Origin of the sequence: Kitasatospora sp. NPDC089509 (genome assembly GCF_044749365.1) — a bacterium.
Taxonomy (GTDB): domain Bacteria; phylum Actinomycetota; class Actinomycetes; order Streptomycetales; family Streptomycetaceae; genus Kitasatospora.
Map to the genome: position 1 here is coordinate 661,594 of NZ_JBIVHS010000001.1, position 23,269 is coordinate 684,862.

Annotated in this window: 23 protein-coding genes; 14 read left to right on the forward strand and 9 right to left on the reverse strand. The window is 70.5% G+C overall.

Annotation, left to right across the window (positions count from 1 at the left end):
• Nucleotides 1-32 precede the first annotated feature (32 nt).
• Both ACIP4P_RS02525 and ACIP4P_RS02530 read left to right on the forward strand, forming a co-directional pair.
• Nucleotides 33-278, forward strand: a complete 246-nt coding sequence (locus tag ACIP4P_RS02525) for a DUF397 domain-containing protein (RefSeq protein ID WP_400913924.1) — start codon at nucleotides 33-35, stop codon at nucleotides 276-278.
• 206 nt (nucleotides 279-484) lie between these two features.
• On the forward strand, nucleotides 485-1,327 hold the full coding sequence (locus tag ACIP4P_RS02530; protein ID WP_400913925.1) for a DUF5753 domain-containing protein: 843 nt from the start codon (nucleotides 485-487) through the stop codon (nucleotides 1,325-1,327).
• A gap of 12 nt (nucleotides 1,328-1,339) precedes the next feature.
• Here the strand turns inward: ACIP4P_RS02530 and ACIP4P_RS02535 are convergent, their stop codons facing one another.
• Nucleotides 1,340-2,161: an SAM-dependent methyltransferase gene (locus ACIP4P_RS02535; protein ID WP_400913927.1), complete on the reverse strand. Its 822-nt coding sequence runs from the start codon at nucleotides 2,159-2,161 to the stop codon at nucleotides 1,340-1,342.
• A gap of 228 nt (nucleotides 2,162-2,389) precedes the next feature.
• Nucleotides 2,390-2,758, reverse strand: coding sequence for a hypothetical protein (locus ACIP4P_RS02540; RefSeq protein ID WP_400913928.1), 369 nt, complete (start codon nucleotides 2,756-2,758; stop codon nucleotides 2,390-2,392).
• Between the two features lie 906 nt (nucleotides 2,759-3,664).
• Here ACIP4P_RS02540 and ACIP4P_RS02545 point away from each other — a divergent pair.
• Nucleotides 3,665-5,338: a hypothetical protein gene (locus tag ACIP4P_RS02545; RefSeq protein ID WP_400913930.1), complete on the forward strand. Its 1,674-nt coding sequence runs from the start codon at nucleotides 3,665-3,667 to the stop codon at nucleotides 5,336-5,338.
• 287 nt (nucleotides 5,339-5,625) lie between these two features.
• Here the strand turns inward: ACIP4P_RS02545 and ACIP4P_RS02550 are convergent, their stop codons facing one another.
• Complete coding sequence (locus tag ACIP4P_RS02550) at nucleotides 5,626-5,850, reverse strand: helix-turn-helix domain-containing protein (protein WP_400913933.1); 225 nt, start codon at nucleotides 5,848-5,850, stop codon at nucleotides 5,626-5,628.
• Nucleotides 5,851-6,046: 196 nt separating this feature from the next.
• Between ACIP4P_RS02550 and ACIP4P_RS02555 the strand changes: the two genes are divergently transcribed.
• The 3 genes from ACIP4P_RS02555 to ACIP4P_RS02565 all read left to right on the forward strand — a co-directional run bounded on the left by ACIP4P_RS02555 (nucleotide 6,047) and on the right by ACIP4P_RS02565 (nucleotide 10,757).
• Nucleotides 6,047-7,327 carry an IS110 family transposase gene (locus ACIP4P_RS02555; protein ID WP_400913935.1) on the forward strand — a complete coding sequence of 427 codons (1,281 nt, stop codon included), beginning with the start codon at nucleotides 6,047-6,049 and terminating at the stop codon, nucleotides 7,325-7,327.
• 922 nt (nucleotides 7,328-8,249) lie between these two features.
• Complete coding sequence (locus ACIP4P_RS02560; protein ID WP_400913938.1) at nucleotides 8,250-9,983, forward strand: phosphatidylinositol-specific phospholipase C domain-containing protein; 1,734 nt, start codon at nucleotides 8,250-8,252, stop codon at nucleotides 9,981-9,983.
• Between the two features lie 345 nt (nucleotides 9,984-10,328).
• On the forward strand, nucleotides 10,329-10,757 hold the full coding sequence (locus ACIP4P_RS02565) for a BrxA/BrxB family bacilliredoxin (RefSeq protein ID WP_400913940.1): 429 nt from the start codon (nucleotides 10,329-10,331) through the stop codon (nucleotides 10,755-10,757).
• 221 nt (nucleotides 10,758-10,978) lie between these two features.
• Here ACIP4P_RS02565 and ACIP4P_RS02570 read toward each other — a convergent pair whose 3' ends face one another.
• Complete coding sequence (locus tag ACIP4P_RS02570; RefSeq protein ID WP_400913942.1) at nucleotides 10,979-11,407, reverse strand: hypothetical protein; 429 nt, start codon at nucleotides 11,405-11,407, stop codon at nucleotides 10,979-10,981.
• Nucleotides 11,408-11,993: 586 nt separating this feature from the next.
• Here ACIP4P_RS02570 and ACIP4P_RS02575 point away from each other — a divergent pair.
• Complete coding sequence (locus tag ACIP4P_RS02575; protein ID WP_400913944.1) at nucleotides 11,994-12,326, forward strand: hypothetical protein; 333 nt, start codon at nucleotides 11,994-11,996, stop codon at nucleotides 12,324-12,326.
• Nucleotides 12,323-12,562, forward strand: a complete 240-nt coding sequence (locus ACIP4P_RS02580) for a hypothetical protein (protein WP_400913945.1) — start codon at nucleotides 12,323-12,325, stop codon at nucleotides 12,560-12,562. The genes ACIP4P_RS02575 and ACIP4P_RS02580 overlap by 4 nt, the downstream gene beginning before the upstream one ends.
• Before the next feature lie 24 nt (nucleotides 12,563-12,586).
• Here the strand turns inward: ACIP4P_RS02580 and ACIP4P_RS02585 are convergent, their stop codons facing one another.
• The 5 genes from ACIP4P_RS02585 to ACIP4P_RS02605 all read right to left on the reverse strand — a co-directional run bounded on the left by ACIP4P_RS02585 (nucleotide 12,587) and on the right by ACIP4P_RS02605 (nucleotide 19,710).
• Complete coding sequence (locus tag ACIP4P_RS02585; protein WP_400913947.1) at nucleotides 12,587-13,660, reverse strand: terpene synthase family protein; 1,074 nt, start codon at nucleotides 13,658-13,660, stop codon at nucleotides 12,587-12,589.
• A 173-nt stretch (nucleotides 13,661-13,833) separates the two neighbouring features.
• On the reverse strand, nucleotides 13,834-14,268 hold the full coding sequence (locus ACIP4P_RS02590) for a hypothetical protein (RefSeq protein WP_400913948.1): 435 nt from the start codon (nucleotides 14,266-14,268) through the stop codon (nucleotides 13,834-13,836).
• Nucleotides 14,265-16,382: an integrase gene (locus tag ACIP4P_RS02595; protein ID WP_400913950.1), complete on the reverse strand. Its 2,118-nt coding sequence runs from the start codon at nucleotides 16,380-16,382 to the stop codon at nucleotides 14,265-14,267. The genes ACIP4P_RS02590 and ACIP4P_RS02595 overlap by 4 nt, the downstream gene beginning before the upstream one ends.
• Nucleotides 16,379-18,133 carry a hypothetical protein gene (locus tag ACIP4P_RS02600; protein WP_400913952.1) on the reverse strand — a complete coding sequence of 585 codons (1,755 nt, stop codon included), beginning with the start codon at nucleotides 18,131-18,133 and terminating at the stop codon, nucleotides 16,379-16,381. Before ACIP4P_RS02600 ends, ACIP4P_RS02595 begins: the two co-directional genes overlap by 4 nt.
• Nucleotides 18,130-19,710, reverse strand: coding sequence for an integrase (locus tag ACIP4P_RS02605; protein ID WP_400913954.1), 1,581 nt, complete (start codon nucleotides 19,708-19,710; stop codon nucleotides 18,130-18,132). The genes ACIP4P_RS02600 and ACIP4P_RS02605 overlap by 4 nt, the downstream gene beginning before the upstream one ends.
• 112 nt (nucleotides 19,711-19,822) lie before the next feature.
• Between ACIP4P_RS02605 and ACIP4P_RS02610 the strand changes: the two genes are divergently transcribed.
• From ACIP4P_RS02610 to ACIP4P_RS02635, 6 genes are all read left to right on the forward strand, one after another.
• Nucleotides 19,823-20,236, forward strand: a complete 414-nt coding sequence (locus ACIP4P_RS02610; protein WP_400913955.1) for a hypothetical protein — start codon at nucleotides 19,823-19,825, stop codon at nucleotides 20,234-20,236.
• A gap of 99 nt (nucleotides 20,237-20,335) precedes the next feature.
• The gene (locus tag ACIP4P_RS02615) at nucleotides 20,336-20,962 is read left to right on the forward strand and encodes a hypothetical protein (RefSeq protein WP_400913956.1); all 627 of its coding nucleotides are present in this window, start codon (nucleotides 20,336-20,338) and stop codon (nucleotides 20,960-20,962) included.
• 126 nt (nucleotides 20,963-21,088) lie between these two features.
• Nucleotides 21,089-21,511, forward strand: coding sequence for a head decoration protein (locus tag ACIP4P_RS02620; protein WP_400913957.1), 423 nt, complete (start codon nucleotides 21,089-21,091; stop codon nucleotides 21,509-21,511).
• A gap of 14 nt (nucleotides 21,512-21,525) precedes the next feature.
• Entirely contained in the window at nucleotides 21,526-22,575 is a 1,050-nt protein-coding gene (locus ACIP4P_RS02625) for a major capsid protein (protein WP_400913959.1), read from the forward strand.
• Nucleotides 22,575-22,805 (forward strand): hypothetical protein, encoded by a 231-nt coding sequence (locus ACIP4P_RS02630; RefSeq protein ID WP_400913960.1) that lies wholly within the window; start codon nucleotides 22,575-22,577, stop codon nucleotides 22,803-22,805. The genes ACIP4P_RS02625 and ACIP4P_RS02630 overlap by 1 nt, the downstream gene beginning before the upstream one ends.
• Before the next feature lie 74 nt (nucleotides 22,806-22,879).
• The gene (locus ACIP4P_RS02635; protein ID WP_400913961.1) at nucleotides 22,880-23,209 is read left to right on the forward strand and encodes a hypothetical protein; all 330 of its coding nucleotides are present in this window, start codon (nucleotides 22,880-22,882) and stop codon (nucleotides 23,207-23,209) included.
• Nucleotides 23,210-23,269 lie beyond the last annotated feature (60 nt).

Sequence of the window (23,269 nt, forward strand, 5' to 3'; positions counted from 1 at the left end):
ATCGGGCCCCAGTAAATCGAACGCTAGAGAGGATGGTCGAAATGACGGACTACTGGAACGGCATGCCGGCGAGTTCGATCGACGCCGTCTGGATCAAGAGCAGCGAGAGCGAAGCGAACGGGCAGTGCGTGGAGCTCGCGCTCACCGAGGACGGGGAGATCGCCGTCCGGAACTCCCGCGATGCGCAGGGCCCGGCGCTGCTCTTCACGACCGGAGAGTGGAAGGCGCTGCTGGCTGGCGCCAAGGGCGGGGAATTCGACTACCTGATCACCGCCTAGCAGGCGGGCGGAAATACTAGAAGTAAACGCGCGGGCCTCGATTGTGGGACCATGGGACCGTTTAACATCCGGTCCGTCTCGCCATTGGGGCCCGTGTGTCGATTTTTGATGGTTCTGGAAGTTTGCCCCATTTTGCTTCTAGTGGTCGCCCAGGGGCAGACCCCGAGCAGAACCCCGCTGTTGCGGCCGTACTACTCGGCGCGACCATGCTCGCACTGCGCCTCGACCTCGGCATGAAGCAGAACGAAGCCGCGGCACAAGCCTCCATGTCCGCTTCAAGGCTTTGCAAGCTTGAGCACGGAGACCTCCTCCCTCAGCAAAGGGACATTGAGATCCTCGCTGACCTCTACAGGGCCCTCCCCCGCGAGAGGACGTGGCTCCTGATGCTCACTACACTGGCCCACCAGCCGGCGCAGTGGAAACGGGAGGGCCTGACCCTCTCCGTTCCCTCCATGTCCCAGCTAGTGGGCCTGGAACCCGCCGCAGAGAGGCTGTGGACCTATGAGGCCAAGCTGATCTCCGGCCTTCTCCAGACCGAGGCCTACATGTGGGCCGTCATGCGTGGGAGCCAGCCACCGCTCGAGGCCGACGAGGCGGAGGAGCGAGTCGCCCTTCGCATGTACCGGCAGCGGAAGCTGTTCGGCAACCTCCCAGAGTGCGTTTTCATCCTCGATGAGAGCATGCTGCTCCGCCGCATCGGCGGCCGCGAGACGATGATCGGGCAGCTGGACCGTCTGATCGACATCGCGGGACATCCCCTGGTCCATATCCGCATCATCCCCCTGGACGGCAACCAGGTCCTAAGTGGAATGAGCTCCCTGACACAGCTTGACTTCGGCATGGTCACGACGAAATTGCCGTCCATGATCTACCTGGAGACCAGCGAGAAGGGCAAGTACTTCATCAAGGGCCCTGAGGAGCCGAAGGAAAAGAGCAAGCCGTCGTTCGACCGCCTCAGCACCACCATGACGATGCTTCTCAGCGAGGCTGCCGACCGTGACGAGAGCCTGGCGATGATGCAGCAGGCTCGCCAGCGGTTTGCCCGCTGACGGGCCCCGTCCTCACGGGATTCGGGCGACACCTCCGAACTCCACCCACTCGTGGGTTTGCTGAGCTCGGCGCTGGCGGAGTTCGTTGTCCGGTCGCCAATGGGTCACGTCGATCAAGTACGGTTCGAGAACGGTCAGACCGTCGAAGTATCGTCGCACATCCCGCTTCTCGCGGACCCGGCCCCACTGGTCGCCGGTGCCGTCCTTCATCAGCCTGGTGACTTCGTCCCTGACCGTCCTGTCGTCGCTCACGAGTTGGCAGATGACCATGTAGCTTCCGGGGGCAAGGCGCTCCCGCATGCGCCGGATCATCTCCTCGGGCCTCTCCGCGTCTTTCAGGCAGTGGATCACCGAGACATAGAGGGCGGCAACGGGCTGGGCGAAGTCTATGAAGCCGCCGCCGGAGGCCTGCTCGACGATCCGTTCGGTGTCGGTCATGCTGGCCTCAATGAAACGCGTGCCGCTGTTCACGTCCAGCGAGGTGCGGCCATGCGCGATCACGATCGGGTCGATGTCTATGTAGGCGACCCGGGCGTCCTTCGGGTGGACGTCCTGCACGATCTGGTGCACGTTGGGTCTGGTCGGCAGCCCGGAGCCGTGGTCGACAAACTGGGTGATCCCGCATTCGCGGGCGAGGAATCGGACTACGCGTTCCAGGAACCACCTGTTGTTCACGGCTAGTTCGCGACTGCTGGGAGCGATCCTCAGGAGGTCCTGGCAGGCCCTGCGGTCCGCTTCGAAATTGAGCTCTCCGCCCAGTAGCCAGTCGTACATGCGTGCTGCACTTGGGATCGAAGTGTCAATGGCATGCGCATGCCCATCCTCGGCATCCACGGCGCCCCTTCCGTGGTCGGACAACCCAGGGGGTTCCCCGGGGAGTTGGACACCAATCGTAGGGAGCCGCACACGGCTACGCCATGACGCCAACCGGGTGAGAGATGCACCTGGTGGCACGCCATAGCGAACAAGGCGCGAAAGCGCGCAGGTCGCACGCCACCCCGCCCCCAATGAGCATGTCTGATGGATCGTTAGAATCTTAGCGATGCCAGTCGGGACTGCGTGTCATGTCCGGGCAAGCATGCGAAGTGCCGCGCGCAGATCAACCTCCATGACGCCCTCGCGCACCCCCATAAGGTGCGCAGCATCTGAGAGTTCGAACCCCAGTCTGTACCGCAGAAGGACCGCGTCCGCGGCGGGCGCGGGCAGTACGGTGTGTAACCAATCACTGCCGCGCTGGCTCGGCGCGCTGAGCCGCGTCACCGCCTCACGCAGCAGAGCCCAGCTCACCGCCGTCGGCTCGGGGCTGGCCAGCACCGTGTCCCAGTCGGCCTCGACATAGCCCAGAGTCCAGGCCACCGCCTGCGCACCGAGCTCCGCGTCGTCCAGGCGGGCTCGCGCATACCGGCCATAGAGCTGGCCGTACAGCTGCACGAAGCCCTCGAAGCCGCTGCGTGCTCGGGAACTCCGTGCGCCCCCCTCGGGCGCCTGCGGGCAGCCCGACGACCTGGTCCATGGATACGTCCGCATGCCCTCCACCTCGCCGCTCCTCGATGACCCCGTGCATGCCGGCGGGGCGGCCCTCCCGTCTGGAGAAGGACCGCCCCTTCGGAACTCAGATCACCCGTACACGCCGGACTCGGACCACCACTTCCCGGGTGCACCGCAACAGGCACAGGAGCAGGGCGGCGCGGGAGGCGGCGACGGGGCCGTCGCCCAGGGCAACCCAGGCGAGCAACGGGACCGCAAGCACGCCGCTTAAACGTGCGGCAACGTCAATTACTTCGATCGAGCGCAGGGCCCGGCTGGGAAGGAAATTGCTGCTAGCTTGGGAGGAATCGGGACACGGCAGGTTGCGCTGCCGCCCGCCGTGAAATCGATCGAGCATGTCTATTCTCGTCGTTCTTGATCGAATCGGTGGGGACCCCGGGCGTGGTGGGGCAACCACGCCCGGGGCCATGCCGGTTGGCCGGCATGAACATCAACCTACCGGCGATTCGAGGCCTCAAGGCTCTTGAGGGCCTGACGCGCAATTTCCGATTGAGCTAGGGCTGCTGACCGATCGGGGAAGCCTGGCATCTGCCCGAAAGCGGGGCGTTCTGAATAGATCTGATCGCTTGCGTGCTCGGTTGCGCCATTCTGGATCGATGACTTCCGATTGTGTCCCCGCAGTGGGTTCCTCGGCTCGGCCAGAACGGTTTATGAGGAAGTGACGGCACAGGTGATGGCGTGGGCCGTAGGCTGGTGGCTGGCGTGGGGCCTGGTCGTGTTGGAGTGCGCTCTGTGGGTCTTCGCCAAGTTGTGATCGACGGTTGGTCGTGGCTGAACTACAAGCCGGCGATGGCTACTCCGCCGCGTCGCGGGTCCGGGCCGTTCGCCGAGCTGGCATCGGGCTGGGTACCGGACGATGACCTGCGGCGGCTCCAGGCGTACAAGCTGCTCGCGGCCTACGACAACAACCAGGCCGGGCAGCTGGCTGTGGCGAGCGGGGACGAGACCGGTCTCGATCGCCGTGAACTCGGCGACGCGTCGAAGGTCATCGAGTCGGCGCTCGGCTACCTCCTCGGCGCCGAGCAGACGATCGTCGTGCCCGGCGCGGAGCAGAAGGACGGCGCAGCACCCGACGTCGTGCGCAACGCCGCCGACGTACAGCAGCGCCTCAGGACGTGGGCCGAGCGGGAGCTGCTGCCGTTCCGGATGCAGCAGGCCGAGCGGTCGGCCATCCGTAGTGGGGACGCCGTGTACACCCTGGCGTGGGAGCCGTCCAAGGGCCGCCCGGTGCTCCGCACGATCGACGCCGGGTTCTACTTCCCGGAGATCACGGACGAGGACGTCGACACCGCCGAGTACCCGACGCGTGTGCACCTGGCGTGGGAGATCCCTGAGGACGAGCGCCGCGGGCTCAAGGCGAGGCTTCGCCGCATCACCTACGAGCTCGGGCCGATCGGCACCGAGAGTGCCCCGGGGCGGTCGAAGGACGGTTTCCCGGTGCGGGAGCCGATCACGGGATCGGACGGCGGCCCGGTCCTGATCGTCGGGGATACCGTCGACCCGGGGACCGGCGTGATCGTGCGCACCTACCCGTGGGCCCCGGGCCGGCCGTCCGCCGTCACCTGCTACCTCACCGACGCCGAATGGCTGCTCGACGACCTCAAGGCGGCCCACGACATCCACAACCTGCCGATGAACAAGGCCCGCTACCGGGTCCGCTCGGACGGCCAAACCCTCCAGGCCCTCGACCTGATGATCGACTTCCTGCCGGTCATCCATCTCACCAACACCATCCCGGACAGCGGCGAGCACTGGGGGCAGCCGTTGATCGCCAAGGTCATGCAGGTCTTGGACGAGCTCTCCGCGACCGACTCCGACTCGGCCGCCGCGAGCGACACCACCGGCTCGCCGATCATCGGCCTGTCCGGCATCCGGCTGCCCAAGGACCGCAAGACCGGGGTCACGCTGCCGCTCCAGGTGCGCGGCGGTACCGTCTGGGAGCTGTCCAAGGGCGGCTCCATGGACACCCTGGACACGTCTGCCCAGCTCGCCGAACTTCGGGCCCGCACCGATCACCTCCTCGACCGGCTGGCCGGCAACAGCAGGCTCACCTCCTCCGGGCTGGGCACCATCAACCCCGCCGCGGCCCCCTCCGGCTACGCCCTCCAGCTGGCCCTGGGTCCGCTGGACTCGCTGGTCGCCGCAATGCGCCTCGCCCGCGCCCACAAGTACGCGCTGCTGCTCAGGATGGTCCAGCGCCTCTACCAGGCCGGGCGCGCCGAAGGCTGGCCCGAGGGCGAGACGCTGCCGGTCCGGCTGGCCTGGGGGCCGCACACCCCGACCGACCGCGCCGGCGTACTCAACGAGGTCGTGAAGGGCTACACCGCGGGTGTCCTGTCGCTGGAGACCAGCGTGCGGATGCTGGCGGCCGCGGGGTACCCGATCGACGATGCCATCCAGGAGATCGACCGGATCACGGCCGCCGCGTCGAGGGTGCGGCCGGGCCCTGCCGTGGCTGCCTGATCCGTTGCGGACCGTTCGGGTTCCCTCGGGGAAACCCATGTCCACCGGGGCTTGCGTTCCCCCGGGGGAACCCAGAAGTTTCCCCGGGGGAACCCAGCACGTTTCGCCGGGGGAACCCTGTCCTTCCTTTGTCCCTTCCTACCTACTTCCTTCACCCCCCTACCCCCACGGCTGCGCCGCAGGGGAGAGCCCGCCCGAAGTCCTACAAGCCTGTCAGTGGGAGGCAGAGCAGGGTGATCCTGTCGCCCGAGGCGATGGCGACGGTCGTGATGGGCCGGACAGTGCCGCTACAGCTGCCTGTCGTCGCCCTGGGACAGCAGGGTCCGATGCCGGTCCGACGGCAGCAGGTCGGCGCACAGGGATGCCTCAAGGCGGGCGAGCGTCGAGACGTCGGGGTACACCTCGCCCCGCACGATCCGGCCCACTGCTGCCGGACCGAGTCCCGCGTTCGCGGAAACGGCCCGGTGGGACAGGCCCCGCTGGTCGGCGAGGTCATCGAGTTCGCGGGCCATGGCGAGTGCGTAGTGGACGCCGGGAGGTGCCTGAGGCAGCGGTCGTGCCCGGTGCGGCCAGTCACCGGCGGTGTAAGTGTTCGGGGCCCTGTCGCCGCGCACGCCGCCCCCTGGGACCGTCCTGATCACCGATGTCCCCTTCATGATTCCCCACCGGGCCCGCCGCAGCCGGGCACCCTCCAGGTATGATTCATATATGAATCACCAGGTGGGGGAGGGGCGGCGGATGCGCGGGCGCCGGTGGTGGGCGGGGATCGACTGGTCGGCCGACAGCCAGCACGTCGTGATCGTCGACGACGACGGTGCGATCGTCACGCACCTGGTCGTCGAGGAGTCCAAGAAGGGCGTCGACGAGATCCTCGCCGCCCTGCGAGCCCTCAACCCCACCTCGCACACTTTTTCGCGCCGACAGGTGCCCATCGCGATCGAGGACGGCAACCGCCTCCTGGTCGCCGAACTGCGTCGCCGCAACCAGCCGGTGGTGCTCGTCCCGCCCACAGTCACCGCCCGGTACCGGGGCCGCCACGCGGCCGCCGTCTCCAAGAGCGACCGAGGCGACGCCGCACTGCTGGCCAACATCCTGCGCCAGACCCCCGGCCGCCGCACCCCGCTGCCCGACACCACCGACGAGGCCGCCGCCATAGCCGTCCTCGCCCGCGCCCAGTGCACAGCAGCCGCCGACGCCCGCGAACTCGCAACACGCCTACGCTCCCACCTCGCGCTCTACTACCCGGCCGCCGCGCACGCTTGGGCGCAGATGGACCACGGCCTGCGCCGCCCCGAAGCCCTCGCCGTACTCGCACTCGCCCCCACCCCGCGGCAGGCAGCAGCCCTGACCAAGCGCAAGATCTACGACACCCTCGCCACGGCCGGACGCATCCGCCTCCTCGACAGCGAGGCCGAACGGCTGCGCGACCTGTTCCAGAAGCCCCAGCTACGGCAGCGGCCCGCGACCGAGACGGTGATGGGCGAGCGCACCCGCCTGCACGTCACCGAACTCCAGCTCGCCCGCCACCACGCCGAGCAGCTCGCCGAGCTCACCGACCGCGCCTTCGCCCAGCACCCGCACTACCCGACCTACCGCAGCTTCCCCGGCGCCGGACCGCTCCTCGCCGCCCGAATCTTCGCCGAACTCGGCGACGATCCAGCCCGGTTCACCACCGCCCGCGCCCTGCGCTCCTACGCCGGCACCGCCCCCATCACCTGGTCCTCCGGCACCAGCCACACCGTCGTCCACCGCAAGGTCTGCAACCGAGCCCTGAAAACCGCCGTTCACCGCTGGGCGTTCAGCACCCTCACCCGCTCGCCCGGCTGCCGCGCCCTGTACGACGCACGCCGCGAACGAGGCGACCGCCACGCGGCCGCGCTGCGCCACGTCGGCAACCGCCTCCTCAGCGGGCTGCATCACTGCCTGCGCACCAACGAGCCCTACCAGGAGGACGGGATGTTCCCCGCTCCCGAGCAGGGGACGGACTGAGGGGCGGCCGGGACGCCTTCGTTCGCCTGGGGCCGTGAGCCCTTACGCGGAAGCGGTGCCCGGCCCACTCTCCACCCCATCGCCCGCCCCGGCCGAGCGGGTCGACGGGCTGTCGGAACCAACGCCTGACACGAACCCCTGGGCCGCGAGCCCTTTCGCGGGAACGGCGCCGACAGCCTCTCCGCCCGCTCGGCCAGACCGGCTGTGCCGAACCCTGGCAGCTGTCACCGGAAGTGCCAACTGACCTGGGCGAACCTGCCGGGCGGGTCGCGTTAGTTGTCACCGGCGGCTCGCGCTAGTTGTCACCAGCGCGGGGTTCTCACGCTTGTTGTCACTGTCTGGACCATGAGCGCCCCGAACACCCAGCCAAGCTCGACGGACCGTAACGAAACATGGAAGTTGGGAAGTTAGGACAAGTCCTGCCGCCCGTGGATACCTTGATTATCCGACCTTTTTGAGTTCGGAATCGCTGAGGGTACTTCAGCGGGAACTCAGGGGTCGTATTGGCCGCCGATCAGGTGTGATGTTCTGGGGTTCGCTTGCTGGTCGGTGGGGTCGTAGAGGAGTCGGTGGGCAAGCTCTGTGACCTCACGGCGGTGCTCGGGGAGAGGTCGAGGAGCACGGTCAGGTGTAGGGGGGTCGGCTCCGGTGGCCAGGGCCTCGCCCAGTACCCGGTCGGCGCGAACGCGCTGCAGGCTGACCCCGTGGTGGGTGCGGGCCTGCTGCCCGGCTGCGTTTCCCGATTGCTGGGTGGGGCTGTTTCCCGATGGGTCGGAGGGGGCGGGATGGTCCGCCATTGCTGGCGGCCGGTTGCTGCGGTTGTTCACACCATTGGGTTCTGAGCCGGGCGGGACCCCGTGTCCGGGGAATGCCTGTGTGTACTGCCCGGCGGCGTGGCCGGGCCTGGGACGAAGGATTGACGATGTCCAAGGATGGGACGACGGCGAGCAGTGCGGCGGGCGAGCAGGCTGGGACGCAGGCACGGGCCGACGGAGCAGGGGCGGAGTCCGCGGGGCTCTTCGCGGCAGACGTCCTCGCGTTCAACCAGCAGCCGCTTGTGAACTGGATGGGCCGGGTTCCGGACAACACCAGGCTCAGTGACATGTCGATCCCCGGTACTCACCAGTCCTGCACGCGCCACGACGGTGTCAGCTTCGGCTACACCCGTTGTCAGGACGGTGAACGGACGCTCTACGACCAGCTCGCCTGCGGAACCCGCTACGTGGACATCCGGTGCCGTGTCGCAGGGTTCGGGTCCAACTGGAGCTGGGCCATCCATCACGGTCCCGTGTACCAGGAGATGATGTTCGGTGACGCCGTGGGCAGCTGCAGGCTTTTCCTCAGCAACCACCCCAGCGAGACCATCGTGATGCGCATTCAGTCGAACGATGGCGACCACCCGCGTTACCGGGAGATCTGGAACAGTTACAAGGAGGACCTGTTCTACATCGCCACCAGCCCGACCGGTATCCCGACCCTGGGGCAGGTACGCGGAAAGATCGTGCTGATCTCGGGCAATCCCTACCTGGGTGAGGGCCTCCACTGGCCGAACGCCCTCGACGTCCAGGACAACTACAGCAAGCCCAGCATGGACTCGAAGAAGTCGTCCATCCTGAACCATCTCAACAAGGCCATCAACGCCGGCCCCTCGAAGTCGCGCCTGTTCGTGAACCACATCAGCGCCAACGGGCAGGGCAACGGCACCACCCCGTGGGGCTACGCCGACGCCCTCAATCCCTACACCCGCAACCGGCTCAACGACCTGTACGCCCCGGGCAAGAGCGTGGGCGTGATCGCCATGGACTACTGGAACCGCCCCTACGGAGACGTCACCAGCGCCCGGTACGTGGCCAACGCCTACGCCGTGGTGATCTCCAACCCGCGCAAGCCGGCGGCCGGCGTCCACGACGGCCGGTCGTACCTGATCTGGAACAAGGGCAACGGGAAAGCCCTGAACCCGACCGGCTCCGGCGTGAACGCGCTGCACCCCCAGGCCGGACATCAGCGTTGGACCGTCTCCGGCTCCAAACTCATCGCCGGGAGCAAGCAACTGCGGGTATCGGGCAACCAGCTGAGCCTGGTCAGCAGCGGCGGCACCGACTGGGCGTTCCACCCCGTCGCGAACGGCACGTTCAGGATCACGCCCCTCTCCAGCGGCACCAACGGGGCCGGCCTCTACAGCAACGGCCGCGTGGACGGCGTCGCGGTGACCATGAGCACGTCCACAGACCACTTCTCGGAGTGGTACTTCGACCCGTACGCGCCCGGGGTACTGGCCGAGGACATCGAGGAACAGACGGTCCGAGCGTGCGCGGAGATCCTCTCCGTCGACGATGCGGACAACCACACCGTCCAGGTGACCGTCACCAACAACACCGCCGGCCCGGTCACGCACTGGTCCGTGTTCGCGGTCCTCCCCGAGGGCGTCACCCTCGACCCCCACGCCACCCGCACCGCGGATGCCGGCACCACGATCACCGCTGACATCTTCCCCGCCGACACCGGGTCCCCCTCCGTCGTCTTCGCCCCCGCCCCCGGTACGCCGCCGCTGCAGCCCGGGGACAGCGCCGGCTTCACCTACACCGGCCACGCCCCCTCACGTGAGGTCGAACCCATCCCCATCGTCAGCGTCGACATCAAGACCACCACACCGTAGCCACCGCGGCCTTCCCATCGCGTGCGTTCTACGGTGACCGGGGTGTCCGGGTGGCGGCCCTACCACGGGGCCCTACCACGGGGCCCTGGCCGGGCCCGGCCAGGCCCGTGGCCGCGTGTGGGGTCGGGCCCGCGCCTCCTCGCGGAGGCGAGCGCGCAGTCAGCCAAAGTCGGCCCCGGGATCCCCGGGGCCGACTGCCTGGTCCTGTGCCCCGCCCGCGCCGCCGGTGGGCAGGCTGGGGCGGCGTACGACTCCGACACGTCGATGTGTGAGGAGGCGGAGCGCACCACCTTCCCTGGAACTACTCTTCGTATGCAAGATCTTCCGCTGAGTGAAGGAGTCGATGTGCCGTACAGCCCGCTGCTGGTGCGCCCGCTGAAGGAAGAGCTGACCAAGGTCGGGTTCAGGGACTTGCAGACCGCCGCCGAGGTGGATGCCGCCATGAAGGAAGCCGCGAGCGGCCTGACCCTGGTGGTCGTCAACGCCGCAGACGGGGAAGCAGCCAGGGTTGCCCGTCCCGCGGCCAGGAAGATCGTCGAGAACGCATCCCCCCGCTTCGACCTGCTGCTCACCGTCTTCGCGGGGCATGACGAGGAGGCGACCGCCCAGATGCTCGTCGGCTACACGGACGACATCCTCAAGGAAGGGCCCGCGTTCGCCGTGTTCAAGGACGGCGAACTCCTCTACGCCATGCCGCGCTACTACATGAGCGACAGGAGCGCAGAGTGGGCGGTCACCGAGGTCACGGAGAGGCTCCAAAAGGCTCTTGGCTAGTCGCCGACCTGCTGCCTCCCCGGAAGCCCCGCCCCGCCGGGTGGTGACCGGGCGTCGTCATTCCGGCCACCTGACGCTGCACACCGACGGCGTGACGGGTAGTCCGCTGCATGGGTGGCCGGTGGCCCCGCTTCGCGGCGCCACCGGCCAGGAGGAGGAGCGAGCAGGAGGGAGGGTGGCCGGGACGTCCGGCGGGCCGCCTTGTGGCTCCCGCTCGTCGCCTACAGCTCCGTCCAGCCGCACGCCCGCCCACCATGAGCACCGAGCGGGTGCCAGACTGGGGCGGCCGGGCCGCGCTGGATGAGGCCCTCGATCCGGGCGGCGCCGGCCGGGATGGCGGTGAGCATCTTGGCGACGGCCGGGTTCTCCTCGGCGGCCAGCCGCAGGTCCGCCACCGCCGACCGCACTGCGGCCGCGCCGGTACCGACCAGGACGACCAGCAGCCGGGGGAAGGAGCGCCAGCGCCGTTCCCACGCCCGGCTCGCCCCGTCCTCGCCCGCCTGCTCCCACACCCAGGCGCAGGCCGCCAGCTGCGCCGCGGTCTGCTCGTCGCCGGTGCCGGGGCGGTGGCGTGCGATGAACGCGCGAAGCCGGTGCCGGTCGTCGCCGGTGCCGGCGGTGTAGGCGAGGTGGGCGGCGGGCCGGTACATCTCGGCGCCGCCGGCGGGCAGCTCCGGGTGGGGCAGGAGGTCGAGCGGGCCGCTCGCCGCGGGTGTGGGCGTCGGTGACGAAGGCGGCGTGGATCCGGCCGACGTCGAGCAGGTGCTCGCGTCCGTGCCGCACCGCCGGCTTCGCCGAGCCCGGCACCGGGACGCCCGGGCGCAGGGCCTCGGGGAAGGTGGCGGTGACGGCGGAGTCGGCCGTGGTGAGGTGCCAGGCCTTCGCCCGGCCGACCTGCGGCAGGGGCACGAACTTGGCCAGGCCCTCAGTGTGCAGGCGGGCCATGCGCTTCTGGGCCTGCTTGATCCCGGCTGCGCCGCCGTGGAGCTGGTGGAGCTGCTCGGCGGTCGCCAGTGTGAAGCGGTGGAGCGTCACCAGGACGTCATGGTCAGTCTCCAGATCCCCGTGCACGAATGTGCTCCCTCATTCCGAGGACGCTCTGCAGGCACAGCGACGATCTTGGTGACAGTCTGCGTGGCGAGGTGACAACTAGCGCGGCTCGGCACACCGGCTGTGCCGAGCCGGGAACAACACCCGACGTTGCAAGAAATCGTACACACGTTCGACAATGGAGAGGTGAGCACCACCGCACCGCCCCGACGCATGCCTGCGCCCCGCCCCGCCGGGGCCCTGCCGACCCTGCTGCGCAGTGCGGCCCCGGTGCCGTCGGAGATGCTGCTCGGACCCGGCCGGACCTGGGCCGCGGAAGCGCGCTGGGCCCAGGTCGAGGTCCTCCTCGACGGCCAGTGGCTGCCCGCCCGGGTAGAGCGGTGGCACCTGCGCCAGGGCGACCTGCGGTGGATGGCCCAGATCAGGTGGGCGCCCGACGCCGATGCCCACGCCTGGGTGTTCTACGAGCCCAGCGCCGTCCGGCAGGCACTCGCACGTCCCGGCCAGCCACCGCGGTGACCCGGCCCACCCTCGAACAGCTCCTCGACGCGACGTCGCCCGAGACCCGGGCGCGCGAGCGCGCGGCGACGACCGCGCCGGTGCCGGAGCCGCTCGTCCGACTCCTGCCCGACAGAGGTCTGCCACTCGGCGCGGTCGCCAACGTCGCGGACCTCGGGCTCCTGATCCAGCTCGGTGCCCGACTCGCAGCCTCCGAGTGGGCGGCGGTCGTCTTCCCCGTCAAGTTGGCGTGTTGAGTGTTGCTGGCAGGGGCCGACGGGTCAGGGGGAGGTGGGAGGAAAGAGCTCCTCAAGGTAGGCAGGGGCGGCACCGGGAGCGGTGTACTCGATCTTGTGATAGCGGACGTTGTCCTGGTACCAGCGGGGACAGCCGGCGAGCCACAGTTTCATGGTGGCGATGTTGCTGTGCAGGATCGCCCGCTCGTCGGTGGTCACGGCAAGCGAGTCGGGCAGGGTGGAGAGTGCCCGTTCGGCCGTCAGGAGGTCCTCGCAGCGGGAGAGGATCATGTGCTGGGTGCGGGCGGCGCAGGCTGTCCACGATTCGTCGCTGTCGTGGCGCAGGATGTACACGATGTTGTGCACGTCGCCGCGGGCGTCTTCCTTTCCGGCGGAGACCATGTCGTTGGTCCAGTTGGTGATGTCGTTGGTCGCGGTGCGCAGGGCCTGATACTGGGGGCTCGCGTAGATCTCCGGGCGGATCGTGTAGCCGCCGCCGAACTCCATCAGGTCGAGGCAGACGTCCGATGCCGATGCGTCGCGGCGGAGCTCGATGTAGTGGTCGAGGTCGGGCACCTGGGCGTCGTGGCGGTGCAGTACTTCCTGGTAGTAGCCGTTGAGGTAGGCGCGGAAGTGGGAGACGAACCGCTCTCGCCACGGTGGTGGCATTCGGTGCGCGGTGCGCCGCCAAAGGTCCAGCAGGGACGCGGCGATCCCGTTGGTGGGTGGCTCGGGGGTGGAGTCGGTGGAGAGCAGCGCCGCGAGTTCCTCCAGGATCGTTCGGGCGCGGTCCGGATCCCAGCCGAGTGCACCGTCGTCGAACTGGTCGTCGAAGACGAACAGCCAGGTGGTCCATTCGGCGAGTGTGGGAAGATCGTTCAGCTCGGGGTAGGCCCAGGCCGCGAAGGACCCGTAGCGGGCCGCTTGGTAGCGGGCGGCGGCTGCGGGAGCCTGCGCCAGGCCGAAGCGGGCGGCCCAGTTCTGGACGTGCAGGTCCAGGGGCCTCGCGGCGTCGGTGTTGAAGGCGGCGGTGAACGGGACCGCCACGTCCGGTACGTTGCCGCTCCCTTCTGCCGTGGGGATCGAGGTCTGCTCGGTGATCTTCCTGTGCGCTGTCATTGGGCGGTCCTCCTGCTTTCCGGTCGGTCCGCGGGGGAAACCGTTGCGGCGCCGGGGATCCCAACGGAGTTCCTGTTTCGGCGGCAGTGTCCCACTGCCGCCCCTCCCGGTACAGGGGCCGTTAGCGGGATGCTTTGGGGGAGAACCGAGCGGGTGGGACGGCCTCAGGCCGGCTACGCGTGATTACCGGGTTGCGGGGCCCGGTTGGACCGGCGGTCCGGGAACGGGATCAGGGAAGGGCCGGGGCCGGGTCGTTCACGCAGATGCTGGTTCTCCAGGGTGAGCTGGTTGACGGCCCGGATGAGGGCGTCACGGTCGGTACGGAGCTGGGCGATCTCCTCGTTCTTGTTTGCGATGGTGGTTCTGAGCTTGACGGTGGTGGCCCGCAGGCGGGCTTCGGCGTCGGGGACAGCGCCCAGCGCCGAGACCTTCTCGTAGAACTCGTTCTTCAGGTCCGGGTGGCGTTGGGTGAGGGCGTTGCGGGGAACGTCGGCCTCGATGGCGAGGGCGACGATGGTCAGGGCGCCGTTGGAGTGGGTGGCGGTGTCGGTGAGGATACGGTCCATGGCGGCGCGGATGCGCGCTCGTTCGTCGTGGGTGGGGCTCACTGCAGGTCCTGGTGGGTGGTGCGGGTGCGGGTGCGGTCGTGGTGGTCGGCCTGGGCGTTGAGCCGTTGCGCGTTGGCACGCAGGCGCTCGGCCACGGGGCCGGGGACGTGATCGGCCTGGCGGTCGAGGGCTTCGGCGCGCTGGCGCAGTTGGGTGGCGTGGCGGTCGGTACGGGCGATGTTGGCGCAGGCGGGCCGGCAGTGGTCGAGGCGAGGGGCTTGTCCGGGGTGGTCGCGGTGGCACAGGGCCTGGGCGGGTTTGTAGTGGCAGAGCACGAGCGCGTGGGGGTTGTCGTAGAGCGTGGCGTGGGGGAGGGCGAGCAGGCGCCGGGCGGCGATCGTGGTCAGGGTGGTGCCTTCGAAGCGCGGGACGGTGGCGGCCGTGGTGACGGCGTGGCGGGCGGCGGGGCCGGAGATGCCGATGCCGGCGGCGAGGTCGTCGTGGAGGCGGGCGGCGGTGTCGGCGACGGCGCGGGCGGTTTCGACGTCGAGCAGGTCGTGGATTCCGCCGCGGCTGCGGGAGGCGTAGCCCTCGGAGACGAGGGTGCGCAGGTGGCCGTACTGGACGGCGAGGGCGACCAGGCCGCCGGGGCGGCGGGCGATGTGCCAGGCGAGGGTGCGGCGCAGGCGGGCGCTGGTGATGCGGCCGTGCGGGTCGGGCGGGATGTGTGCGCGGTCGAGGCGGTGGCGGGTCTGTTCGGCGTTGGCCCAGGTGATGAAGCCGTCGATGCGAATGGCCATGGCGCCGAGTTTGATGGTGCCGGTCTCGGCGGGGCCGGCACCGGGGTGGTGGCCGTGGCGGTCGAAGAGCAGGGCGTGCTCGGGGACCATCCGTTCCAGGACGCGTACGGCTCGCACGACCGGGGCGATCGCGACCCAGGGGACGTCGCGTTCGGCGCCGGCGGAGAGGTGGTTGCCGTCCGGGTCGGTGGCGTTCTTGAACTCGTGGCCGCGGATCAGGTGTCGTCCGGCTGGCCCGCCGGGGTCGGGGTCGGGGCAGCAGCCTGATCGCAGGCCCAGGACCTCGCCCGGGCGCATGCCGGTCAGGTAGGCGATGACGATGAAGCAGGCCGTGCCGAGGTGGCGCCGCAGCACGGGTGCCTCGTGGAAGCCGATCGCCGTCTGCCAGGGCCGGCCGTCGATGCGTCCGGTCACCTCGGTGGGCAGTGGGCACGGTCCGGGGCGCTCGGCGGCGAGGCGGGCCAGGCCGTGCTCGTCGGCGTAGGCCCTGATCTGCTCGGGTGTGGCTCCGGTGACGGCTTGCAGGTAAGTGGTCGACAGGCGCACGGTGCCCTTGCGGACGTTGGTGGGCAGGGGCGAGCGGGCGGCGAGGAGCGGGGCGAGATAGTCGTGCAGGGCCTTCTCACGGGTCCCGGTGCTGCCGGTCGTGGTTCGGGTGCGGGCCTGCAGGAGGTCGCGCTCGGCGTTGGCCGCGAGGATGTCGTCGGCGAAGTCCTCCACGACAAGCAGGGCCCAGTCGAGCAGGGGCGCCATGGTCTGCTCGGCGATCGGTTCGGTGCCGTTCTCGCCCCGGGCGGCGCGGGCGGCAGGCAGGTAGTCGTCGAGGCCGCGCTCTTCCCAGGGCGGCCGGGCGATGCCGGCGGGGCGGGCGCTGGCCTGGTCGAACAGCCACAGGCGGGTGAGCGCGCTCAGGATCTTCTGGACCCGGCCGCGGCTGGGCGCCGCGTCGCGCACGTGCGTCCCGTAGGCGTCGAGCACGGCGCGGTCGCAGGCAGCCAGGGTGTGGATGCCGTGGTCCCGCAGCCAGAGGGCGAAGCGGATCCAGTCGGTCACGGCGCCGTTGAGGTGGCTGGCCGACCAGCGGGCGCGGGCCGCGGCGCCGCTGGTCTTGAGGAAGGAGGGCCGCGCGCTGCCGTTGATCATCGTCCAGGCCGCCAGCCTCAGCTCGTCGCGCAGGCCGGGCGGGCAGCGGTCCCAGTAGACGGCGAGCCGGCGGGCACTGGGGTTGTCCGACAGCGGGCTCAGCGGCCATACCGGGTCCGCGTAGCGGGCGTTGGCCCCGGCGTGCAGGGTGCCGAGGAAGGCCGGCAGCACGACGGGGGTGTCCGGGCCGGGAAGCACCGCACGGTCGAGGTCGGGGGCGGGGGTGTTCACGGGTCGAGGCTTCCGGTCAGCAGGGCGTGGACGATGGTGCGGTCGGTGTCGCCGACCGCGGCGCGGGCCGCCGCCCACAGGCCCGGGCCGAGGCGCTCGCGCAGGTCGTCCAGGCGCCCGTGCGCATCGGCCCAGTCCCTGGCCCACACGGTGGGGGCCAGGGCCGAGCGCAGGTTCTCCAGCGCGTCGTGCAGGTGGGCGAGGCGGGGGTGGTGGCCGGGATGGATGCGGGCGTTCGCGCAGCCCAGGCACAGCAGGAACGGCGCCGCGCAGCCTCCGCCCGGCGCCGGGACGAGGCCGTGAGCGAAGTCGGAGCAGTCCGCGATCGCGACCTGGTTGTCGTCCGTGTCCGGACCGGGGGCCAGGCGGGCCGCCAGGACGGCGGCCCGGGCGCGGTCGGCGGCGTCCTGGGCGCCGGCCGCGATCACCTCGATGGCCTGCTCCTGGACCCGGCGGTCGGTCAGGACGTAGTGCCGGTCGTGGGTGTCCTGGCTGTTCTGCCCAGGCTCGCGCCGGTGCAGGGCGTTGACGGTGCGCCGGGCACGCCGAAACGGCGAGCCCGGAAACCCGTGGCGGCGGGCCCACTCGGCGCCGTCGGAGGACTGCAGGCCGAAGCGGAACGGACCTACCGGCGGGTGGCGGTCCAGCCCGTGCCCGGCGCGGGCCTCGGCCTTGTGCGCGGCCGCGCGCCAGACGACCAGCAGGTCCGTTCCCGGCGAGCGTTCATCCACGAGCGCGCGGGCGAAGCGGGTGGCCTCCAGCGCCCGGGTGATCAGCCGTCCCTTCGACGTCGGGCCGTCGTCGGTCATGTTGCGCGTCTCCCACTGGCGTCCCGGTGCCCGGCGCCGCTTGAGCAGCTCGATCCGGTAGGTGGGCCGACCGTCCTCCCCCGGGTCCGCCGACGCGCGCGGGGCGCGCGCCGTATCGATCACCGACAGGTTCCAGCCGTGCTCGGCCACCAGCAGCACCCCCAGGGCCACCGCCTCCGTCCGGGACAGGAAGAGCCGACGCCACGTCGCCTCCGCCGACCTGCCGCCCAGTGCCTCCCGGTACTTCTTGTGGATCGTGCGGTAGCCCTTCCGGTCGGTCCAGCAGGGGATCTCCCCGGTCCGGGCCAGGAAATCCAGCGCCTCGCCGGCCACCCACGGTCGGGTGCCCTCGGCGAAGGCGCCCGCCCGCCACCGCTCCAGGTGCGTGCCGCTGTCCTGGATGCGCTGCCAGGCCGCCCGGAACTCCTTGCGCGCCGCAGCCGTGATCTGGGCGAACTCCTCCTCGGCGTAGGACTGCGTCGCGCTCACCGCGGCGGGAAGGCGCCGTGACAGCTCCTCGGCGAGCACACCACCGTGCAGCCGGGGATCCTCCAACAGCAGCGCGCAGACCCTGCGCACGGTATCCGGGTCGCCGTGCGCGAGGTACCGCTCGCGCCAGCCCCGCACCACCAGCGGGGCCAGGGCATCCAGATCGGGCAGAGCGGGCTGGTGCTCGGAGACGAACCGCACGAACGCCTCCACCCGGCGCCACACACCGGTGGACGTCCCGTGGCTCGACCACCGGCCGTCCACGCAGTGCGGGGCGAACAGCGCCGCCAGGGACCGCTGAATGCCCTCAGCCACCGGCAGCCGCCCGAAGTCGTACTCCCTCACCAGGCCGTGGACGTTGACGTGACGCACCACCAGGCCGCCCGCGTCCAGCGGCTCCGGCCGCGCGTGCCCGGCCGGGGGCAGCGCCGCCCGGCGCCCGTGCCCGCTCACGCCCCCGCCCCTTCCGCCGACGACTCTCCGATGTCCTGAACGCCGTCGGCGTGCAGGGCGATACGGGTGAAGACCGCGTCCAGCTCCGCGACCGGCATCGCCGCCGAGCCCGCAGGAGCGTCGGTACCGCCGGCGTCGGCTGCCGCGAGCATCGCCCACAACTGCAGGTCCGCCACCGGCGCCAGATAGTGCGCGATGGTTGTCTCCCGGCTCGCGTGCCCCAGCAGGATCTGGACCATGAACCACGGATCCCCGTACAGCAGCCGGAAGTCCCGCCGCTCCTGTGGCGTCAGTCCGAACCGCCGGTCCATCAGGTGGTTCAGCACCACCAGCATGTAGAGCGCGAACGAGTGCCGGGCCGAGTGCACGGTCGCGTAGGGCGCGTACGCCTTGTGCGGGTCCAGCTTCCGGCGCCCCTGCGGGGCCAGCACCCGCGCGCACCGCTGGTTCGCCGTACGGAACACCCCGTCCCAGGAGTCCACGGCGAACGGCAGGCCCTGCTCGTTCAGCCACAGCCACAACGGCTCCGGCCCGCCAGGCCCCTCGGTGAACAGCAGCATCCGCTCCCGCGCCGACAGCCGGTTCAGCGCGAGCCGCCCAGGACGTCCCCGCCGGTCCGTCCAGTGCACCACCGGATCGCGGCCGGCCGTCACCTCCCGCACCAGCCGCATCTCATCCAGCCGCTCGTAGCGGCCCACCTCCTGGGCCCGTGTCACTGCCCAGGCGCGCGAAGACTCGACGTATGCCTCCACCTCGCCCACCGCACCGCACTCCGCATAGAACGTGCGCGGCCTCTTCGAGCGGGTCACCTCCGCCGCCACGAGCCCCCGGCAGTACCGCCCGCCCCCAGCCTGCCGCTGCGGGACCTCGAACGTCAGCAGCGAACCACCCTCACCCCGGCGCAGCCCCGACGACGTCAGCAGCCGCACGAACGCGACGTTACGGTCCTCCAGCCGCCCCACCCACCCGCACTGCGGCACACCCGCCCGGCCATGGCCCCGAAGCCCGACCTCCGTCCACCGCCGCCAGGTTCGTGGCGTCAGCCAGTGCACGTTGCTCGCCCGCGTGTCCGCCGCCCGCGCCGCGGGCACCGACACCGCCCCGAACCGGCCGGCCGTCCGCCGCAGGGCGATCGGACTCGACTCCACGATCCGCTGGCTGGCCGCCCAGGTGAACAGCGCCGTGAACGCCGCCAGCTCCCGGTTCCACTTCGCCCCACCCACCCGCCGCGGATTCTCCTCCGCGAACCGCCGCCAGTGCTCGAAGTCCTCCAGATCCCGGCTCGTCGCCTCCGGCCACACCCGCCCCCGCCCCCACAGGAACGTCAGCAGCATCACCAGATCCGTCGCGTAGTTGCGCCGGGTCTCGGTGGTGTAGCCACGGAAGACCCGCGACTGCCCGAAGAGAGCGAGCAGCGGATCGACCCGGTAGTCAGGCGACAGGAAGATCGGATCACCCGCGCGGACCCCGACGGCTTCTTCGCGTTGAGCAAGGTCTTCCCAGCCCTCCACGAGTGTGGGCCGGACACCATGGTGCCGCGTTGCATCTCGGGGCACCCAGAACACCCGCCAGCTCATCGGCCACCCCTCTTGAACGGCTCAGACATGCCGATTCAACAGGGAAGTCGTCGACATCGATGAGTTCGGGTACGCTGCCGCGCAGGCCGCCGGGTGGCCGCTCCACCGCATCGTGGACGCCGGACCCACTGGCGAGCACCTCGGGGACGTACTGGTCGCCCTCGCCCCGGCCTGCCCCCTGATCGTGTTCCGCCCGCCGACGAACGTGTCCGCCAAGTTCGCCGCCCGCCTGGACTCCCACTTCCGCACGAACAACACCGTCGTCCTCGCCTACGACAACCCGTGGCCCAGCGCGCAGCTGCACCTGGCCGTCGTCGAACAGCGATGGTCCGGACTCGGCGACGGCTACGGGATCCTCGACGAGTGCCAGGTCCGCGTGGAGTGCACCGGCCGCCGCACACGAGGGCGCACCCGAACCGCGGAGCTGCTCCTACCCGATAGGGAAGGCACGGTCAGCCAGCCAACCAGGCTGCTATTCGACGGCCACCGTTCCGTTCCCCGGCAGGGCGCGATCCACGCCGTCTGACCCGCCGCCCGCTGCGGAACGACCACGAACGCCAACGCGCCTCGGCAGCCGTGGCCTACACTGATCATCGGCGCGGGGGCGCTGCTCCGGAGGTTCACTGTGACCGCCCCCCTGCCCTCTCAGCCCGCGGGCGACCCGACCGGCCAGCCGCCGGCCCCGTCCGCGCCGGACTCCGGCAGCACGCTGATCACCCAGGACACCCTGACCCGTCTCCTTGCCCGCGAGAAGAGCCAGGGCGAGCGCGGCGCCGTCAAGAAGCTCGTGGCCGACCTGGGCTTCGCGGACAGCGCCGCCCTCGCCGCGTGGGTCGAGGCGCAGCGCGCTGCCGAACAGGCGTCGCTGACCGAGGTCGAGCGCCGCGAACAGGCCGCCGAGCAGCGCGAGCGAGCAGCGGCCGAGCGTGAGGCGGAGGCGTTCGCCCGCCTTCGTGCCGCCGTCCGGCAGACCGCCCTTGCCCGGCTGGGCGCCCACGGCGACGACCTCGCCGACGCCGAACGCCTCCTCGACCTGCCCGACGACGCCGACGAGCAGGCCGTCGCCACCGCCGCCGCCTCCCTCAAGCAGCGCCGCCCCGAGCTGTTCGCCTCGGCCGCGCCCGCCACGGCGCCGCCCGCGCCGGGTGGCTCCCCGGCCGGAGGCCCGCCGCCGCGCGGCCAGGCCCCGGCGACGCCCGGCTCCGCAGGCCTGGACATGGCCCGCCGACGCGGCTTCCTGCCCACCAGCTGACAGCCACCTGACCCGGCAGCAACCCGGGACTTCTGGGGACCACGCCCCCTCTTTCCCGTGGACAGCACCACCGCGCGGTGAGTGCCCGAAGCCCGCCGCCCGCCCGACCCCCGAGGAGGGGCCGCCTTGACCGTTCAGCCGATCTCCACGTCGGCGTCGTACACCGCCGACCGCAGCTGGCTCGGCTCGCTGCATGGCATCGACTCCACCGAGACCATCACCCTCGACATCACCAAGTTCACCAAGGACGTCCACTACCAGGCGTCCACCGACCCCATCCAGCCGTACAGCCGCGTCCTGTCCGGCGTCCCCGTCGCCCGGATCACCGCCTCCGGCCTCTACGGCCCCTACGACCCGGCCGCCACGGACGGCCGCCAGCAGCTGGCCGGCCTGGTCTTCGCCGACGCCGTGTTCTCCCCGGGCCAGACCAAGGTCGCCGCCGCGATGCTGTGGCACGGAGTCGTGCGCGCCGCGAAGGTCCCCGGCGGCGGCATCGACCCCACCAAGATCCTCCCGTCCTCCACCGGCCCGCTGATCCGCTTCGTCTGAAAGGAGGTTGACCTGTGACCATCCAGGACCTGCTGACCGGCGTCAGCGCCAACGACCTGACCACGTTCGCCCGATCGATCCCCACCCCGGCCGACTTCCTGCTCACCCAGAGCATCCTGCCCACCGTCGTCGCCCACGACGTGAAGTGGCGCATCCGCCAGACCGGCCGCTACGTCAACACCGCCAAGTTCCGCGCCTACGACAGCTCGGTCCCGTTCGCCGAGCGCCAGGCCTGGCAGAACACCCGCGAGGGCATGCTCCCCGCCCTGGGCCAGAAGCTGATCGTTGGAGAACAGGAGCAGCTGCTCCTGGAGCAGTCCCGCGGCGCCGACCAGGACCGCCTGATCGAGCTGCTCTACGACGACGTCGAGCGACACGTCGAGGCCATCCGCAGCCGACTGGAACTCGCCGCCGGCGACGTCCTCCTCGACGGCCGCTTCACCCTCGCCAACGAGAACGGCCTCACCACCGAGATCGACTTCGGCGTGCCAAGCGCCAACATGCCCACCGCGCCCAAGCCCTGGTCCGACCCGGCCTCCGACCCGATCACCGACGAGCTCGGCTGGATCCAGTACCTCGACGACCTCGGCCTGCCCGAGCCGGAGATGGTCCTCACCTCCCGCCGCGCGCTGTCCTACCTCGGCAAGAACGCGGCGTACCGGGCCGCCTACTACGGCTCCGTCAACCCCTCGACCACGCCGACCGCCACGCTCACCCCGCAGCAGGTCAACGTCGTACGCGGCAACTACAACCTGCCGCCGGTCACCATCTACAAGGCCCAGGTCCGCGTCGACGGCACCCCGACCCGGGTCCTGCCGGACGACCGGTGGATCCTCCTGCCCCCGGACCGCCAGAAGTGGGCCGAGACCATGTACGGGACGACCGCCGAGTCCCTGGTCCTGTCCCGCGGCACCAACCCCGAGATCGACAAGACCGACGCCCCCGGCATCATCATCACCCGAGGCGCCCAGGACGACCCCGTCCAGCTCTGGACCAAGGGCGCCGCCGTCGGCATGCCGATCATCCACACCCCGGACGCCCACATCGTCGCAAAGGTCCTGTGATGCCGCGCCGACTCGCCACCGCCATCCACATCGACCACCCCACCACCGGGGAACGGCTCCTCCTCCAGCCCGGAGACGAACCCGCCCCCGACGTCGCCGAACTCATCACCCACCCCGACGCCTGGGTACCCGACAACGACGCCGAGCAAGACGACGACGACCCGGACGACGACAGCCCCGAGGACGAGCCCGCCCCCCGTCGCCGAACCAAGACCACCACCAGCGAGTAACCCCGGCCGACACCGGCCAAGGCCCGGCACCCACAACCAGGTGCCGGGCCTCACCACACCCGAAGGACAAACCGATGGACGAAGCAGCCAAGGCCTGGCTCCTCGCACAACTCGGCCCCGCCACCGACCCCGCCGACCTCCACGCCCGCTACCAGCGCCTCCACACCGCCCGCGCCGTCGCCCTGGAAGTCCTCGCCGAACGGCGCGCCCGCCTCCTCACCGACCCGCTACGCCTCGTGGTCGACGGCGTGGTGACCATGGACAACACCGCCAACCTCAGCGGCATCGAACGTCAACTCGCCCAGCTCCAGGACATCCTGGGGCCAGACGAAGTCGGGCCCGGCGATGACGGCCTTCCCCACCTCGTCACCGGCTACCTGCGCCCTGCACGGCGCATCCGGTAACCCAGCTACCAAGCGGCCGCCACACGGAGCGGTAGGCCCGGAGCAACAGGGTGTCGGCCG